Source organism: Rhodanobacter sp. DHG33 (assembly GCF_014843005.1).
Classification (GTDB): domain Bacteria; phylum Pseudomonadota; class Gammaproteobacteria; order Xanthomonadales; family Rhodanobacteraceae; genus Rhodanobacter_A.
In genome coordinates this window covers 1-17,453 of the sequence record NZ_JACYXM010000011.1, presented here as the reverse complement: position 1 = coordinate 17,453, position 17,453 = coordinate 1, and the positions used below count along the sequence as shown (strand labels likewise).

General features: G+C 64.7%; 13 protein-coding genes and 1 tRNA gene. All 14 read right to left on the bottom strand.

Translation table 11 applies throughout. The features are described 5' to 3' along the window. Positions 1-138: GTP-binding protein (locus tag IHE46_RS16520; protein ID WP_239536270.1), on the bottom strand; the 138-nt coding region annotated here is incomplete at its 3' end. Between the two features lie 150 nt (positions 139-288). Beyond that, entirely contained in the window at positions 289-2,418 is a 2,130-nt protein-coding gene (gene fusA, locus IHE46_RS16515; protein ID WP_192165991.1) for an elongation factor G, read from the bottom strand. 137 nt (positions 2,419-2,555) lie between these two features. Further along, a complete protein-coding gene (gene rpsG, locus IHE46_RS16510) occupies positions 2,556-3,023 on the bottom strand; it encodes a 30S ribosomal protein S7 (protein ID WP_192105773.1) in 468 nt (155 codons plus the stop codon). 15 nt (positions 3,024-3,038) lie between these two features. Beyond that, positions 3,039-3,413 carry a 30S ribosomal protein S12 gene (rpsL, locus tag IHE46_RS16505; protein ID WP_077481292.1) on the bottom strand — a complete coding sequence of 125 codons (375 nt, stop codon included), beginning with the start codon at positions 3,411-3,413 and terminating at the stop codon, positions 3,039-3,041. Positions 3,414-3,591: 178 nt separating this feature from the next. Beyond that, entirely contained in the window at positions 3,592-7,806 is a 4,215-nt protein-coding gene (gene rpoC, locus IHE46_RS16500; protein ID WP_192165989.1) for a DNA-directed RNA polymerase subunit beta', read from the bottom strand. Positions 7,807-7,938: 132 nt separating this feature from the next. After that, complete coding sequence (gene rpoB / locus IHE46_RS16495) at positions 7,939-12,099, bottom strand: DNA-directed RNA polymerase subunit beta (protein ID WP_192165987.1); 4,161 nt, start codon at positions 12,097-12,099, stop codon at positions 7,939-7,941. A gap of 350 nt (positions 12,100-12,449) precedes the next feature. Further along, a complete protein-coding gene (gene rplL / locus IHE46_RS16490; protein WP_192165985.1) occupies positions 12,450-12,818 on the bottom strand; it encodes a 50S ribosomal protein L7/L12 in 369 nt (122 codons plus the stop codon). Between the two features lie 45 nt (positions 12,819-12,863). Beyond that, positions 12,864-13,388 carry a 50S ribosomal protein L10 gene (gene rplJ / locus IHE46_RS16485; RefSeq protein WP_192165983.1) on the bottom strand — a complete coding sequence of 175 codons (525 nt, stop codon included), beginning with the start codon at positions 13,386-13,388 and terminating at the stop codon, positions 12,864-12,866. 341 nt (positions 13,389-13,729) lie between these two features. After that, entirely contained in the window at positions 13,730-14,437 is a 708-nt protein-coding gene (rplA, locus tag IHE46_RS16480) for a 50S ribosomal protein L1 (protein ID WP_192165981.1), read from the bottom strand. Between the two features lie 3 nt (positions 14,438-14,440). Next, on the bottom strand, positions 14,441-14,869 hold the full coding sequence (gene rplK / locus IHE46_RS16475) for a 50S ribosomal protein L11 (RefSeq protein ID WP_192165969.1): 429 nt from the start codon (positions 14,867-14,869) through the stop codon (positions 14,441-14,443). A gap of 190 nt (positions 14,870-15,059) precedes the next feature. Then, the gene (gene nusG, locus IHE46_RS16470) at positions 15,060-15,620 is read right to left on the bottom strand and encodes a transcription termination/antitermination protein NusG (protein ID WP_192165967.1); all 561 of its coding nucleotides are present in this window, start codon (positions 15,618-15,620) and stop codon (positions 15,060-15,062) included. A 10-nt stretch (positions 15,621-15,630) separates the two neighbouring features. Further along, the gene (gene secE / locus IHE46_RS16465; protein WP_192165966.1) at positions 15,631-16,020 is read right to left on the bottom strand and encodes a preprotein translocase subunit SecE; all 390 of its coding nucleotides are present in this window, start codon (positions 16,018-16,020) and stop codon (positions 15,631-15,633) included. Between the two features lie 79 nt (positions 16,021-16,099). After that, a tRNA-Trp gene (locus IHE46_RS16460) sits at positions 16,100-16,175 on the bottom strand. A gap of 85 nt (positions 16,176-16,260) precedes the next feature. Further along, positions 16,261-17,451, bottom strand: coding sequence for an elongation factor Tu (gene tuf / locus IHE46_RS16455; protein WP_192165964.1), 1,191 nt, complete (start codon positions 17,449-17,451; stop codon positions 16,261-16,263). Positions 17,452-17,453 lie beyond the last annotated feature (2 nt).

The window sequence follows — 17,453 nt, the reverse complement described above, 5'->3', positions numbered from 1 at the left end:
GGCCTTGAATTCACCGCCGAAACGCTCCGCACCGACCTTCGTCAGCGCCGCCGTCAGCGTCGTCTTGCCGTGGTCCACGTGACCAATCGTGCCCACGTTCACGTGGGGCTTGGTGCGCTCGAACTTGCCCTTTGCCATGATGATGACCTCTAGATGATGCTTTCTGTCAGTGCGGCTTGCGCCGCGTCGTTTGATTTACGCGACCCGGGGCCGCACTGTTTTCTACAAAACTGCAAAAGCCGAAAAGCCGCTGTACTTATTTGCCTGTGGCCGGAGCGGCCACAAGCATCACGCCTTCTTGATGACCTGCTCGGCGATGTTGTTCGGCGCCTCGGCGTAGTGGTCGAATTCCATCGTGAAGGTGGCGCGACCCTGCGTCAGCGAGCGGATGCTCGTGGCGTAGCCGAACATTTCGCCCAGCGGCACGAACGCGTCGACGGTCTTGCCCGACGGCGTGTCTTCCTGGCCACGCAGGATGCCGCGACGACGGCTCATGTCGCCCATCACGTCGCCCACGTAGTCTTCCGGCGTCACTACCTCGACCTTCATGATCGGCTCGAGCAGCACCGGCGAGGCCTTCGCGAAGCCCTGCTTGAACGCCATCGAGGCGGCCAGCTTGAACGCCATTTCGGACGAGTCGACGTCGTGGTAGGAGCCGAACACCAGCTTCGCCTTGACGCCCACCACCGGGAAGCCGGCCAGCGGACCGCTGGTGATGGTTTCGCGCAGACCCTTTTCGACCGAGGGGATGAATTCCTTCGGGATCACGCCACCGGTGATGTCGTTGATGAACAGGAAGTCGTCCTTGATCTGCGCCGAGATCTTCTCGTCCGCGCGATCGGCGTCGCTGATCGGCGACATCTCGATCACCACGTGGCCGTACTGACCCTTACCGCCGGACTGCTTGGCGTGCTTGTAGTCGGACTTCACGTCGCTGCTGCGGATCGTTTCGCGGTAAGCCACCTGCGGCTTGCCCACGTTCGCTTCCACGTTGAACTCGCGCTTCATGCGGTCGACGATGATGTCGAGGTGCAGCTCGCCCATGCCCGAGATGATGGTCTGGCCGGATTCTTCGTCGGTGCGCACGCGGAAGGACGGATCCTCCGCAGCGAGACGACCCAGCGCGATACCCATCTTTTCCTGGTCGGACTTGGTCTTCGGCTCCACCGCCATCGAGATCACCGGCTCCGGGAACGTCATGCGCTCCAGAGTGATGACGTGGTCCTGCGCACACAGCGTGTCGCCGGTCGTCACGTCCTTCAGGCCGACCGCGGCAGCGATGTCGCCCGCGCGGACTTCCTTCAGTTCCTGACGATCGTTCGCGTGCATCTGCAGGATGCGGCCGATGCGCTCTTTCTTCGACTTCACCGGGTTGTAGACGGCGTCGCCGGCATTCAGCACGCCCGAGTAGACGCGGAAGAAGGTCAGCGAACCGACGAACGGATCGGTCATGATCTTGAACGCGAGCGCGGAGAACGGCGCGGCATCGCTGGCATCGCGGTGCGCTTCCTGGTCGTTCTCGTCCATGCCGGCCACCGGCGGACGATCCACCGGCGACGGCAGCAGGTGCACCACCGCATCCAGCATCGCCTGCACGCCCTTGTTCTTGAAGGCGGTGCCGCAATAGACCGGGATGATTTCGCTGGCCAGGGTGCGCTGACGCATGCCCGAGATGATGTCGTCCTCGGAGAGGTCGCCCTCTTCCAGGTACTTGTTCATCAGCTCTTCGCTGGCCTCAGCCGCGGACTCGACCATGTACGAACGGGCCTCGGCAGCCTTGTCCGCAAGATTGGCCGGGATGTCCTGGTACTCGAACTTCATGCCCTGGGACGGCATGTCCCAGATGATCGCCTTCATCTTGAGCAGGTCGACCACGCCTTCGAAGTCGTCTTCGGCACCGATCGGCACCACCATCGGCACCGGGTTGGCGCCAAGGCGGGCCTTCAGCTGGTCGACGACCTTGTAGAAGTTCGCACCGGTGCGGTCCATCTTGTTGACGAACGCGAGGCGCGGCACGTGGTACTTGTTGGCCTGGCGCCACACCGTCTCGGACTGCGGCTGCACGCCACCGACCGCGCACAGCACGAACACCGCGCCGTCGAGCACGCGCAGCGAACGCTCCACTTCGATGGTGAAGTCAACGTGCCCGGGGGTGTCGATGATGTTGAAGCGGTGCTGCTCCATCGAACCATCCATGCCCTTCCAGAACGCCGTGGTGGCGGCGGAGGTGATGGTGATGCCGCGCTCCTGCTCCTGCTCCATCCAGTCCATCGTGGCCGCACCGTCGTGCACCTCGCCAATCTTGTGCGAGACGCCGGTGTAGAACAGGATGCGCTCCGTGGTCGTGGTCTTGCCGGCATCGATGTGGGCCATGATGCCGAAGTTGCGGTAGCGCTCGATGGGAGTGGTGCGTGCCATAGTCGTAATCCGACGGAGATCCATCCCCGATGTGGGCAGCGGCGGCCATCCGAGCCGCACTAGTCATGAAAAAATCCGGCACGAGGCCGGCTTGTTTGACGCCGCCCGCACATGCGGGCGGCGCATTTACCACTGAATTACCAGCGGTAGTGCGAGAAGGCCTTGTTGGCTTCCGCCATGCGATGAGTTTCCTCGCGCTTCTTGGCGGCGCCGCCACGGCTCTCGGAAGCTTCCTGCAGCTCGGCAGCCAGCTTGCGCGGCATCGAGGTTTCGCCGCGCTTGCGCGCAGCCTCGATCACCCAGCGCATCGCCAGCGCCATGCGGCGACCCGGACGCACTTCGACCGGCACCTGGTAGGTGGCACCACCGACGCGGCGGGACTTCACTTCGACGGCAGGCGCGACGTTGTTCAGCGCCTTCTCGACCAGAGCCACCGGCTCGGCGTGCTTCTCGCCCAGATGCTCCAGCGCACCGTAGACGATGCTCTCGGCCACCGACTTCTTGCCGCTCTTCATCACCATATTGATGAAACGGGCGATCAGCTGGCTACCGTGCTTCGGATCGGGCAGCACCACACGGGCGGGATGGGAACCTTTACGCGACATAGTTAATTCCTAGACTCAGGCTTTCGGGCGCTTGGCGCCGTACTTCGAACGCGACTGGCGACGCTTGGTGACGCCGGCGCAGTCGAGGCTGCCGCGCACCGTGTGGTAGCGCACGCCGGGGAGATCCTTGACGCGGCCGCCGCGGATGAGCACCACCGAGTGCTCCTGCAGGTTGTGGCCTTCGCCGCCGATGTAGCTGATGACCTCGTAACCGTTGGTCAGGCGCACCTTGGCAACCTTGCGCAACGCCGAGTTCGGCTTCTTCGGGGTGGTCGTGTACACGCGCGTGCAGACGCCGCGACGTTGCGGGCTGTTCTGCAGGGCAGGCGAATCGCTCTTGTAGCTCTTCGGGCTGCGGGATTTGCGCACCAACTGGTTGATAGTCGCCATGCGTAGCCTATTCTGAAAACATAAAGGCAGCCCGAACAAGCTCGGTCTGCCAAGAAGCGGGAATATAACACGGACAGCCTGCCACGGGCAAGCCAGCGTCCCGCCTTCCATGACCCGAACACGAGGTGCATCCGTGCACCTCATTTCGTATGTCTAGCGAGTAAAACCCTGCATGGGTTTACTCGGCACCACCATCACCACCGGCCGGCGCCTCGGCGAACGAGACGGCGGAAGCGGCACCGGAGAGCGTCTCGAAATCCGAGGCGGACAAGCCGCCCTGGTTGCGGCGCGAGGCATGGTATGCCAAGCCGGTACCCGCGGGAATCAGACGTCCGACGATAACATTTTCCTTCAGGCCACGCAAGGTATCGCGCGTGCCACGAACCGCCGCCTCGGTAAGGACGCGGGTGGTTTCCTGGAACGAAGCCGCCGAGATGAAGGACTCGGTGGCCAGCGAGGCCTTGGTGATGCCCAGCAGCACCGACTGGTAGTCGGCGCGACGCTCGCCCTTGCTCTCCGCACGGTCGTTCTCGGCGTTGATGCGCACGCGCTCCACCTGCTCGCCGCGCAGGTAGTGGCTGTCGCCCGGCTCGGTGATCTCGACCTTGCGCAGCATCTGGCGAATGATCGCTTCGATGTGCTTGTCGTTGATCTTCACGCCCTGCAGGCGGTAGACGTCCTGGATTTCCTTGACCAGGTAGGCCGCCAGCGGCTCCACGCCCAGCAGGCGCAGGATGTCGTGCGGGCTGGGCTCGCCGTCCACCACCGTTTCGCCCTTCTCGACGTGCTCGCCTTCGAACACGATGACCTGACGCCATTTCGGAATCAGCTCTTCGTGCTCGTTGCCGTCCACGTCCTTGATGATCAGGCGCTGCTTGCCCTTGGTGTCCTTGCCGAAGCTGATCACGCCCGAACGCTCGGCCAGGATCGCCGGCTCCTTCGGCTTGCGCGCTTCGAACAGGTCGGCCACGCGCGGCAGACCGCCGGTGATGTCGCGGGTCTTGGAGGCGTCCTGCGGGATACGCGCAACCACGTCGCCCACGCCCACCGCAGCACCGTTCTGGATCGACACGATGGCGCCGGCCGGGAGCATGTACTGCGCCGGCACGTCGGTGCCCGGCAGCTTCAGCTCGCGACCCTTGGCGTCTTCCAGGCGCACGATGGGACGCAGGTCCTTGGCGGCCGTACCACGGCGCTTCGGATCGGTCACCACCGCCGACTCCAGGCCGGTCAGCTCGTCGGTCTGGCTCTGCACGGTGACGCCATCGATGAAGTCGATGAAGCGCACGGTACCGGCCACTTCCGAGACGATCGGATGGGTGTGCGGATCCCAGTTGGCCACGGTCTGGCCAGCCTTGACCGAATCGCCGTCCTTGACCGCGATGGTGGCGCCGTAAGGCACCTTGTAGCGCTCGCGCTCGCGGCCGCTGACGTCCAGCACCGACACTTCGCCCGAACGCGACACCGCGACCAGGTGACCCTGGGCGTGCTGCACGGTCTTGATGTTGTTGAACTTCAGCGTGCCGGTGGTCTTCACCGTCACGTTGTCCACGGCGGCCGCACGCGAAGCCGCGCCGCCGATGTGGAAGGTACGCATGGTCAGCTGGGTGCCGGGCTCGCCGATCGACTGCGCGGCAACCACACCCACGGCCTCACCCATGTTGACCAGGTGGCCACGGGCCAAGTCGCGGCCGTAGCACAGCTTGCACACGCCGTGGCTGGCGGCGCAGGTGATCGGCGAACGCACCTTGATCGACTGCACGCCAGCCTTGTCCAGCTTCTCAACCAGCGCTTCGTTGAGCAGGGTGTCGCGCTCGACGATGGGCTGGTCGTCGTTGCCGGGGGCGTAGACGTCCTCGACCACCACGCGGCCCAGCACGCGCTCGCGCAGCGGCTCGACCACGTCGCCGCCTTCCACGATGGGCTGCATGATCAGGCCGTCTTCGGTGCCGCAGTCGTCCATGGTGATCACCACGTCCTGCGCCACGTCCACCAGGCGGCGGGTGAGGTAACCGGAGTTCGCGGTCTTCAGCGCCGTATCCGCCAGGCCCTTACGGGCACCGTGGGTGGAGTTGAAGTACTGCAGAACGTTCAGGCCTTCGCGGAAGTTCGCCTTGATGGGCGTCTCGATGATCGAGCCGTCCGGGCGGGCCATCAGGCCGCGCATGCCGGCCAGCTGGCGGATCTGCGCCACCGAACCACGCGCACCGGAGTCGGCCATGATGTACAGCGAGTTCATCGACTTCTGGGCGACCTGCTTGCCCGCGCTGTCGGTCACCGTCTCGGTGCCGATGCCGTCGATCATCGCCTTGGCCACCAGTTCGTTGGTGCGCGACCAGATGTCGACCACCTTGTTGTAGCGCTCGCCGGCGGTGACCAGACCCGACTGGTACTGCTGCTGGATCTCGACGACTTCCTTCTCGGCTTCCTCGAGGATCGCCTTCTTTTCGGCCGGGATCTTCATGTCGTCGATGCCGATGGAGATGCCGGCGCGCGTCGCAAAACGGTAGCCGGTGTACATCAGCTTGTCGGCGAAGATCACCGTTTCCTTGAGGCCCAGACCGCGGTAGCTGGCGTTGATCAGGCGCGAGATCGCCTTCTTGGTCAGCTCGGTGTTGGCGAGCTGGAACGGCAGGCCTTCCGGCAGGATCTCGGCGAGCAGCGCGCGACCCACGGTGGTCTCGACCAGCTTGGTCTCCTCGCTGCGAGTGCCGTCGGCGGCGATGTGCACCTGCTTCATGCGCACCTTGACCTTGGCATGCAGCTCGACCGCACGGTTGTCGTAGGCGCGGCGCGCTTCGCTGATGCTGGAGAACGCCATGCCGGTGCCCTTCGCATTCACCAGCTCGCGGGTCATGTAGTACAGACCCAGCACCACGTCCTGCGTCGGCACGATGATCGGCTCGCCGTTGGCGGGCGACAGGATGTTGTTGGTGGACATCATCAGGGCGCGCGCTTCCAGCTGCGCCTCGATCGACAGCGGCACGTGCACGGCCATCTGGTCACCGTCGAAGTCCGCGTTGAACGCGGTACACACCAGCGGATGCAGCTGGATCGCCTTGCCTTCGATCAGGATCGGTTCGAACGCCTGGATGCCCAGGCGGTGCAGCGTCGGCGCGCGGTTCAGCAGCACCGGATGCTCGCGAATCACCTCTTCCAGGATGTCCCACACCTGGCCTTCCTCGCGCTCGACGAGCTTCTTGGCGGCCTTGATGGTGGTGGCTTCGCCACGTGCCTGCAGCTTGGCGAAGATGAAGGGCTTGAACAGCTCCAGCGCCATCTTCTTGGGCAGGCCGCACTGGTGCAGACGCAGCGTCGGACCCACGGTGATCACCGAGCGGCCGGAGTAGTCCACGCGCTTGCCGAGCAGGTTCTGGCGGAAGCGGCCCTGCTTGCCCTTGATCATGTCGGCCAGGGACTTCAGCGCGCGCTTGTTCGTGCCGGTGATGGCACGACCGCGGCGGCCGTTGTCGAGCAGCGCATCCACCGATTCCTGCAGCATGCGCTTCTCGTTGCGCACGATGATGTCGGGCGCGTTGAGTTCGAGCAGTCGCTTCAGGCGGTTGTTGCGGTTGATGACGCGGCGGTACAGGTCATTCAGGTCGGACGTGGCGAAACGGCCACCGTCCAGCGGCACCAACGGACGCAGGTCCGGCGGCAGCACCGGCAGCACGGTCAGCACCATCCACTCCGGCTTGTTGCCGGATTCGATGAAGGCTTCGATCAGCTTCACGCGCTTGGTGAGGCGCTTCAGCTTGGTCTCGGAATTGGTCGAAGCGATTTCTTCCTTGAGGCGGATCACTTCGCCCGGCAGGTCCAGCGACTTCAGCAACTCGTACACGGCCTCGGCGCCCATGCGAGCGTCGAACTCGTCACCGTGTTCTTCCACGGCCTCGAGGTACTGGTCTTCGCTGAGCAGCTGGCCGCGCTCGAGCGCGGTCAGACCCGGATCGATCACCACGAAGGCTTCGAAGTACAGGATGCGCTCGATGTCGCGCAGGGTCATGTCCAGCATCAGGCCGATGCGCGACGGCAGCGACTTGAGGAACCAGATGTGCGCGGTGGGCGAAGCCAGTTCGATGTGGCCCATGCGCTCGCGGCGCACCTTGGCCAGCGTCACTTCCGTGCCGCACTTTTCGCAGACCACGCCGCGGTGCTTCATGCGCTTGTACTTGCCGCACAGGCACTCGTAGTCCTTCACCGGGCCGAAGATGGCGGCGCAGAACAGGCCGTCGCGCTCGGGCTTGAAGGTGCGGTAGTTGATCGTTTCCGGCTTCTTCACCTCGCCGTAGGACCAGGAGCGGATCAGCTCCGGCGAGGCCAGCGCGATCTTGATCGAGTCGAACTCGGGCGTGGCGCGCTGCTGGTTGAACAGGTTGAGCAGGTCTTTCATGGGAGTCTCCGGTCGGAGCAAATTCTTTGGACGGGGCCGGTGGTCAGATGAGCGGGATCATGGATCCGGTAGCGGAAATCCGGCGGCAACGGCTGTTGCCCGCGCGGAATTCCGGCTGCCGGATCCCGAGGCTCACTTGACCTCTTCCAGATCGATATCGATGCCGAGCGAGCGGATTTCCTTCACCAACACGTTGAAGGATTCCGGCATGCCTGCCGCCATCTCGTGGTTGCCGTCGACGATGTTCTTGTACATCTGGTTGCGGCCCTGCACGTCGTCGGACTTCACCGTCAGCATTTCCTGCAGGGTGTAGGCCGCGCCGTAGGCTTCCAGCGCCCAGACTTCCATTTCGCCGAAGCGCTGGCCGCCGAACTGCGCCTTGCCGCCCAGCGGCTGCTGGGTGACCAGGGAGTACGGACCGGTGGAGCGCGCGTGCATCTTGTCGTCGACCAAGTGGTTGAGCTTCAGGTAATGCATGTAGCCCACGGTGACCGGTCGATCGAACGCCTCGCCGGTGCGGCCGTCGAACAGCGTGGTCTGACCCGACTCGGGCAGATCCGCCAGCTTCAGCATCGCCTTGATCTCGGTCTCGTCGGCACCGTCGAACACCGGCGTGGCCATCGGCACACCCTGTTGCAGGTTCTTGGCCAGCGCCAGGATCTCGTCGTCGGTCAACGACTTCAGGTCCACGTGCTGCACCGCGCCTGCGACGTGGTGGTTGTAGATCTGGTCCAGGAACTCGCGGACCTGCTTGACCTTGGCCTGCGCCTCCAGCATCTGCTGGATTTTCTTGCCCAGGCCCTTGGCCGCCCAGCCCAGATGCACTTCGAGAATCTGGCCGATGTTCATACGGCTGGGCACGCCCAGCGGGTTCAGGCAGATGTCCACCGACGTGCCGTCGGCCATGTGCGGCATGTCTTCCACCGGCACCACGTTCGACACCACACCCTTGTTGCCGTGACGGCCGGCCATCTTGTCGCCCGGCTGGATGCGGCGCTTGACGGCCAGGAACACCTTGACCATCTTGAGCACGCCCGGCGCAAGGTCGTCGCCCTGGGTGATCTTGCCCTGCTTCTCCTTGAAGCGCTTGTCGAACTCTTCCCTGTGGCGCTTGACCTGGTCGCTCGCGCGCTCCAGGAACTCGGTGACGGACTCGTCCTTGACGTTGATCTTGAACCAGTCGTCCTTCTTCAGGCCGTCGAGGTAGGCGTCGGTGATCTCGGCGCCGCGCTTCAGGCCGCCCGGGCCGCTCACCGCGGTCTGGCCGACGAGCTGAACGCGCATGCGGTTGTAGATCGCGCCTTCCAGGATGCGGAACTGGTCGTCGAAGTCCTTGCGGATGCGCTTGACCTCGGTTTCCTCGATCTGGCGCGCGCGCTTGTCCTTCTCGATGCCGTCGCGGGTGAACACCTGCACGTCGATGACGGTGCCGTCCATGCCCGGCGGCACGCGCAGCGAGCTGTCCTTCACGTCCGAGGCCTTCTCGCCGAAGATCGCGCGCAGCAGCTTCTCTTCCGGCGTCAGCTGGCTCTCGCCCTTCGGCGTGACCTTGCCGACCAGGATGTCGCCCGCCTTCACTTCGGCGCCGATGTAGACGATGCCGCTCTCGTCGAGACGGGCCAGCGCCTGCTCGCCCACGTTCGGGATGTCGGCGGTGATTTCTTCGGCGCCCAGCTTGGTGTCGCGCGCGACGCAGGCCAGCTCCTCGATGTGGATCGAGGTGTAGCGGTCTTCCTGCACGACGCGCTCGGAGAGCAGGATCGAGTCTTCGAAGTTGTAGCCGTTCCACGGCATGAAGGCGATCAGCATGTTCTGGCCGAGCGCGAGCTCGCCCAGGTCGGTCGACGAACCGTCGGCCAGCGTGTCGCCCTTCGCCACCACGTCACCCACGTTCACCAGCGGACGCTGGTTGAGGTTGGTGTTCTGATTGGAGCGGGTGTATTTGGTCAGCGTGTAGATGTCGACGCCGGCGTCGTTCTCGCCCACCTCGTCCTCGGTCACGCGCACCACGATGCGGCCCGCGTCGACCTGGTCGATCACGCCGCCGCGCTTGGCGGTGGTGATGACGCCGGAATCGCGCGCCACGGCACGCTCGATGCCGGTGCCCACCAGCGGGGTCTGCGAACGCAGGGTCGGCACGGCCTGGCGCTGCATGTTCGCGCCCATCAGAGCGCGGTTCGCGTCATCGTGCTCGAGGAACGGCACCAGCGCGGCGGCGACCGACACGGTCTGCATGGGCGAGACGTCCATGTAGTCGACTTCGGACGCCGGACGCAGCTCGGACTCGCCGCGGAAGCGGCAGGACACGAACTCTTCGACGAAGGCGCCGTGCTTGTCGAGCGGCGAGTTCGCCTGCGCGATCACGTGGTCGCCTTCTTCGATCGCCGACAGGTAGTCCACCTTGTTGGTGACCTTGCCGTTCGCCACTTCGCGGTACGGCGTCTCGAGGAAGCCGTACTGGTTGGTGCGCGCGTACACGGCGAGCGAGTTGATCAGGCCGATGTTCGGACCTTCCGGCGTTTCGATGGTGCAGACGCGGCCGTAGTGGGTCGGATGCACGTCGCGCACTTCGAAGCCCGCGCGCTCGCGCGTCAGGCCGCCTGGGCCCAGCGCGGAAACGCGGCGCTTGTGCGTCACTTCCGACAGCGGGTTGTTCTGGTCCATGAACTGCGAGAGCTGCGAGGAGCCAAAGAACTCCTTCACCGCCGCCGCCACCGGCTTGGCGTTGATCAGGTCCTGCGGGGTGAGGCCGTCGGCCTCGGCCAGCGACAGGCGCTCGCGCACCGCACGCTCCACGCGCACCAGGCCGATGCGGAAGGTGTTCTCGGTCATCTCGCCGACCGAACGCACGCGACGGTTGCCGAGGTGGTCGATGTCGTCCACGGTGCCGTGGCCGTTCTTGATCTCGATCAGCACCTTCAGCACGTCGAGGATGTCGGAGCTCTCGCCCTGCGCCTTGACCAGGCGCTGGCACTCTTCTTCCTTGCGGTCGGCGAAGTACTTGTGGTCGTACAGCACGCCGGGGCCCAGGATGTCCTTGCGGCCCACGCGGCGGTTGAACTTCATGCGACCCACGGCCGACAGGTCGTAGCGGTCGAAGGTGAAGAACAGGTTGAAGAACAGGTTCTGCGCGGCGTCCTTCGTCGGCGGCTCGCCCGGACGCATCATGCGGTAGATCTCCACCAGCGCCTCCAGCGGAGTGCGGGTGTTGTCGATGCGCAGGGTGTGCGAGATGTACGCGCCGCGGTCGAGGTCGTTCACGTACAGCGTCGGCACCGTCTCGATGCCGGCCTTGCGGAACTTCTCCAACTGCTCGGCGGTGATCTCGTCGTTGGCCGAGGCCAGCAGTTCGCCGGTCTTGGCGTCGACGATGTCGGTGGCGAGAATGCGGCCCACCGGATAGTCGTCTGGCACTTCCAGCGCGGTGATGTTCTCGGCCGCGAGCTGGCGCACGTGGCGCGCAGTGATGCGCTTGCCGGCTTCCACCAGCACCTTGCCGCCGATCGCCAGATCGAAGGTCAGCGTTTCGCCGCGCAGGCGCTCGGCGACCAGCTCCAGCGTGGTGCCGCCCTTCTTGCCGAGGTGGAACACGTTGTGCTCGAAGAAGATGCCCAGCATCTCTTCGTTGGTGTAGCCCAGCGCGCGCAGCAGCACGGTCACCGGCAGCTTGCGGCGACGATCGATACGGGTGAACAGCGCATCCTTCGGGTCGAACTCGAAGTCCAGCCACGAGCCGCGGTAAGGAATGACGCGGGCCGAGAACAGCAGCTTGCCCGAGCTGTGCGTCTTGCCGCGGTCGTGATCGAAGAACACGCCCGGCGAACGGTGCAGCTGCGAGACGATGACGCGCTCGGTGCCGTTGATGATGAAGGTGCCGGTGTCGGTCATGAGCGGGATTTCGCCCATGTAGACCTCCTGCTCCTTGACGTACTTCACGGCCTTCTTCGAGGCCGGGCTGTCCTTGTCGTAGATCACCAGGCGCACGGTGACGCGCAGCGGCGCACCGAAGGTCATACCGCGGTTGCGGCACTCGCGCTCGTCGAAGCCCGGCTCGCCCAGGCGGTAGTCCACGTATTCCAGTGCGGCGTTGCCCGAATAGCTCACGATCGGGAACACCGACTTCAAGGCGGCATGCAGCCCTTTGTCCTCGCGCTGTTTGGGAGCGACGTGCTCCTGCAGGAACTCCCGGTAGGAGTCGGTCTGGATGGTCAGCAAGTTGGGCACGCCCAGCACGGGGGGCCGCTTGCCGAAATCCTTGCGGATGCGCTTCTTCTCGGTAAACGAGTAGGTCATGGGTTGACGCCTCGGTTCGCAGTGGCGCCGGTGGTGCACACACCGGCTGAAATGATGAAGGCTGGATCTGGGGGATCGCGGCTGGAGACTTGCTACCAGTCCTCAGTCGCCATACCCCAAAGCAAAAGCATCCGTGCCCGATGTATCCGGAATGGGCTCCTGCCTATTTCGGACTCGCCCACCTCCGGCGGGCTCCGCTGGATCGGGCAGGAGTGCCCGATTCACGGCGGGCCATCCTGGCCCGCTGCGCGATTCCATCGCGCAGCTCTTTAAAGCGACCAAAGCCCGGGAGCTTTCGCTCCCAGGCTTGGCTTGCGCTAGGTCGGACTGACGGCGCGCAAGGGCGCCGATTACTTCAGTTCGACCGTGGCGCCGGCAGCTTCCAGGTCCTTCTTGAACTTGTCGGCGTCTTCCTTCGACACGGCTTCCTTCAGGACGCCGCCGGACTCGGTGAGGTCCTTGGCTTCCTTCAGGCCCAGGCCGGTGATGGCGCGGACGGCCTTGATCACGTCGACCTTCTTGTCGCCGGCGGACTTCAGGATCACGTCGAACTCGGTCTGCGCTTCGGCAACCGGGGCAGCGGCACCGGCAGCAGCCACGGCGACCGGGGCAGCGGCGGACACGCCAAACTTCTCTTCGATGGCCTTCACCAGCTCCATCACTTCCATCAGCGACTTGGCGGCGACGGCTTCAACGATTTGTTCGTTGCTCAGGGACATGTTGATTTCCTCTGGAAATTGATTCGAATGGGATAAGCGTCGAGCTTAGGCTTCAGCCGTGGCTTCCGCGGCGACTTCGCCACCGCCCTGCTTGTCGGCCACGGCCTTGATGGCGCGGGCGAACATCGCAGCGGGCTCGGCAAGCACGCGGGCCAGCATGGCCAGGGCTTCTTCACGGGTCGGCAACGAGGCCAGCACGTCTACGTGCGCGGCAGGCAGCAGCTTGCCTTCCACGGAGACGACCTTGGCCTTGAGCTTGTCGTTGGTCTTCGCGAATTCCTTGATCAGGCGACCGGCAGCGCCGGGCTCCTCGGTCGAGAACGCGTACAGCAGCGGACCGGTCAGGACGTCTTTGACGACCTCGAACTCGGTACCAGCCACAGCGCGCGAAGCCAGCGTGTTCTTGGCGACTTTCAGAAACACGCCAGTCTCGCGGGCCTTCTTGCGCATCGCGGTCATCTGTTCGACCGTGGTGCCCGCGTACTCGGCAGCGACCAGGGAGTGAGCCTTCGCGGCGACTTCTGCCAGCTCGGCGACTACTTCTTGCTTCTGGGACAGATTGAGAGCCATTGCACTCCTCCAAATGAACTCCGCTCACGGCTCCTGCCGCTTGCGGTCCTGGGCGACGCCTTCCGTGACGTCGGGGACGCGGAACGTCCCGGGTGGTGGCCTTTCCAGAACGACGAATCATTCCAGTGGGGGCGGCACCATCTGCGCAGGCCAGGTGACGGGCACCCGATTAAGCGACCGGTTTGGCGACGACGGCGATTCCCTGCCATGAGCGAGCTTCCTGCCCGTCGTCGTCGCGCGCTGGTCGCGCCTGCGGTCTTTGACGGCTGCCTCGGCCATGCGGCCGGGCTGCCCTCAAAAACGACCCGCGCGACAAGTTGCCGCGCGGGGAAAACACTTGCTTACTTGGCCGCGATGCTCAGCGACGAGGTATCGACGGCAACGCCAACGCCCATGGTGGACGACAGCGCAACCTTCTGCAGGTACTGGCCCTTGGCCGTGGCCGGCTTGGCCTTCAGCAGGTCGGCAACCAGCGCGTTGAGGTTGTCCGCCAGCTGCGAGGCTTCGAACGTGGCCTTGCCGATGGTGGCGTGGATGATGCCCGCCTTGTCGTTGCGGAACTTCACCTGGCCGGCCTTGGCGTTCTTCACCGCGGTGGCGACGTCGGCGGTGACCGAGCCGTCCTTCGGGTTCGGCATCAGGCCGCGCGGGCCGAGCAGCTGACCCAGCTTGCCGACCACGCGCATCGCGTCCGGCGTGGCGATCACGCGACCGAAGTCGAGGTCGCCGGCCTGCATGCGCTCGGCCAGGTCGTCCATACCGACGGCGTCGGCACCGGCGGCCTTGGCGGCCTCGGCCTTCTCACCGGCCGGCACGAACACGGCGACCTTGACGGTCTTGCCGGTGCCGTGCGGCAGCAGCGAGGAACCGCGCACGCCCTGGTCCGACTTCTTGGCGTCGATGCCGAGGCGCACGGCCACGTCGACGGATTCCGCGAACTTCGCCTTGGCGTTGTCCTTGACGATCTTCAGGGCCTCTTCGAGACCGTAGACCTTGCCCGGCTGCACAGCGGCCTGGGCGGCCTTCATACGCTTGGTGATCTTTGCCATGTCTTAACCCTCCACCACCAGGCCCATGCTGCGCGCGCTACCGGCAATGGTGCGCACCGCGGCGTCCAGATCAGCAGCCGTCAGATCCGGCTCCTTCTGCTTCGCAACGTCTTCCAGCTGCTTGCGGGTGATCTTGCCGACCTTGTCGGTGTTCGGCTTGGAAGAACCCTTGGCAACGCCGGTGGCCTTCTTGATCAGCACGGTGGCGGGCGGGGTCTTGGTGATGAAGGTGAAGCTGCGGTCCGAGTACGCGGTGATGATGACCGGGATCGGAAGACCCGGCTCCATCTTCTGCGTGGCGGCGTTGAACGCCTTGCAGAATTCCATGATGTTCAGGCCGCGCTGACCCAGCGCCGGACCGACCGGCGGGCTGGGATTGGCCTGACCGGCCTTGACCTGCAGCTTGATGTAGCCGACTACTTTCTTTGCCATTGGATTTTCCTCGCGAGTTCAGGCGCCTTGCGGCTCCTCGCCATGCAACGTCCTTGGTTTAGAGGGGAATCCGCATCCCGCGGATTCGTTGAAACACGGACACGCCGGGTCGAAAGACCCCGGCGGGAACCGTGCAGTATAAAGATTGACCAGCTTCCTAGCAAGCCCCGTGCCGGGGCAGCGACTTGCCTCAGGCCTTCTCGACCTGGCCGAACTCCAGTTCCACCGGGGTGGAACGGCCGAAGATCAGCACCGCCACGCGCAGGCGGCTCTTCTCGTAGTTGACTTCCTCGACCACGCCGTTGAAGTCGTTGAACGGGCCGTCGGTGACGCGAACCATCTCGCCCGGCTCGAACAGCACCTTGGGCTTGGGCTTTTCCACGCCTTCGCGCACGCGGCTCAGGATGACGTCGGCCTCGCTGTCGCGGATCGGCAGCGGACGATCGGCGGTACCGCCGATGAAGCCCATCACCTTGGGGGTTTCCTTGACCAGGTGCCAGCATTCGTCGTCGATGCGCGGCGCCTTGCCTTCGGTATTGGTCTCGATCTGCACCAGCACGTAGCCGGGGAAGAACTTGCGGTCGCTGCGGCGCTTCTGGCCGCCCCGCATCTCGATCACTTCCTCGGTGGGCACCAGCACTTCGCCGAACTTCTCTTCCATGCCGGCGCGTTGGATGCGCTCGGAAAGCGCCCGCCGAACCTGGTTCTCGAAGCCCGAATAGGCGTGCACCACATACCAACGCTTGCTCATGGCTTAGGCCTCAAAGCTTCAACAGCCAGTCGAGTATGACTGCCTTCAGGAACAGATCGATCAGGCCCAGCAGCAGGGCGAGCACGATGACCACGACGATGATGATGCCGGTGGTCTTGATCGTCTCGTCGCGCGTGGGCCAGACCACCTTGCGCATCTCGAACTGCGATTCGGCGATGAAATGCCGCACGCGACGCCCCAGCGCAGTGAACGCGGCGATCGCCAGCGCGATCACCAGCGCCGCCAGCACGCCGAGCAGGCGCACCACCGGCGGCACGCTGGCGTCGTTGCCGAACCACGAATACGCGACGATGCCGGCCACCAGGATCACGGCGGCCAGCACCAACTTGCCGACATCGGCGGCGGTCGTGCCCCTGGACTGTTCTGCCTTGGTATTCATGCGCAGCCTGCGGATGTCATCGGCAACCGGAACGGAAAGCCTCCGGTACACCGCCACCCGTCGTCTAACCTCGGGAAGATGGCACGCCAGGAGGGACTCGAACCCCCAACCTGCGGTTTTGGAGACCGCTGCTCTGCCAATTGAGCTACTGGCGTATCTGAAACGGAAATCGGGATTCGGGGTTTGGAGCCAGGAAGCGCTTGCCGCGCCGCTAGCCCCAACTCCCGAACCCCGCGGGTATTACTTGATGACCTTGGCCACCACGCCGGCGCCGACCGTACGGCCGCCTTCGCGAATCGCGAAGCGCAGACCCTGGTCCATCGCGATCGGGTGGATCAGCGTCACCGTCATCTTGATGTTGTCGCCCGGCATCACCATCTCCACGCCCTCCGGCAGCTGGATCGCGCCGGTCACGTCGGTGGTGCGGAAGTAGAACTGCGGACGGTAGCCCTTGAAGAACGGGGTATGACGGCCACCCTCGTCCTTCGACAGCACGTACACCTCAGCCTCGAAGTCCGTGTGCGGAGTGATCGTGCCCGGCTTCGCCAGCACCTGACCACGCTCCACGTCGTCGCGCTTCAGACCGCGCAGCAGCAGACCGGCGTTGTCGCCCGCCTGACCCTGGTCCAGCAGCTTGCGGAACATTTCCACGCCGGTCACGGTCGTCTTCTGCGTCGGACGGATGCCGACCACTTCGATTTCGTCACCGACCTTGATGATGCCGCGCTCGATACGACCGGTCACCACGGTGCCGCGGCCCGAGATCGAGAACACGTCTTCCACCGGCATCAGGAACGGCTGGTCGATCGCGCGCTGCGGCTCCGGAATGTACGTGTCCAGCGCGTCCACCAGCGAGATGATCGCCGGCACGCCGATTTCCGACTGGTCGCCTTCCAGCGCCAGCTTCGCCGAACCCTTGATGATCGGGGTGTCGTCGCCCGGGAAGTCGTACTTCGACAGCAGTTCGCGCACTTCCATCTCGACCAGCTCGAGCAGCTCGGCGTCGTCCACCATGTCGGCCTTGTTCAGGAATACGACGATGTACGGCACGCCCACCTGGCGCGACAGCAGGATGTGCTCGCGCGTCTGCGGCATCGGACCGTCAGCGGCCGAGCACACCAGGATCGCGCCGTCCATCTGCGCCGCACCCGTGATCATGTTCTTCACGTAGTCGGCGTGGCCCGGGCAGTCCACGTGCGCGTAGTGGCGCGACGGCGATTCGTATTCCACGTGCGCCGTCGAGATCGTGATGCCGCGCGCCTTTTCTTCCGGCGCCGCGTCGATCGCGTCGTAGGCCTTGAATTCACCGCCGAAACGCTCCGCACCGACCTTCGTCAGCGCCGCCGTCAGCGTCGTCTTGCCGTGGTCCACGTGACCAATCGTGCCCACGTTCACGTGGGGCTTGGTGCGCTCGAACTTGCCCTTTGCCATGA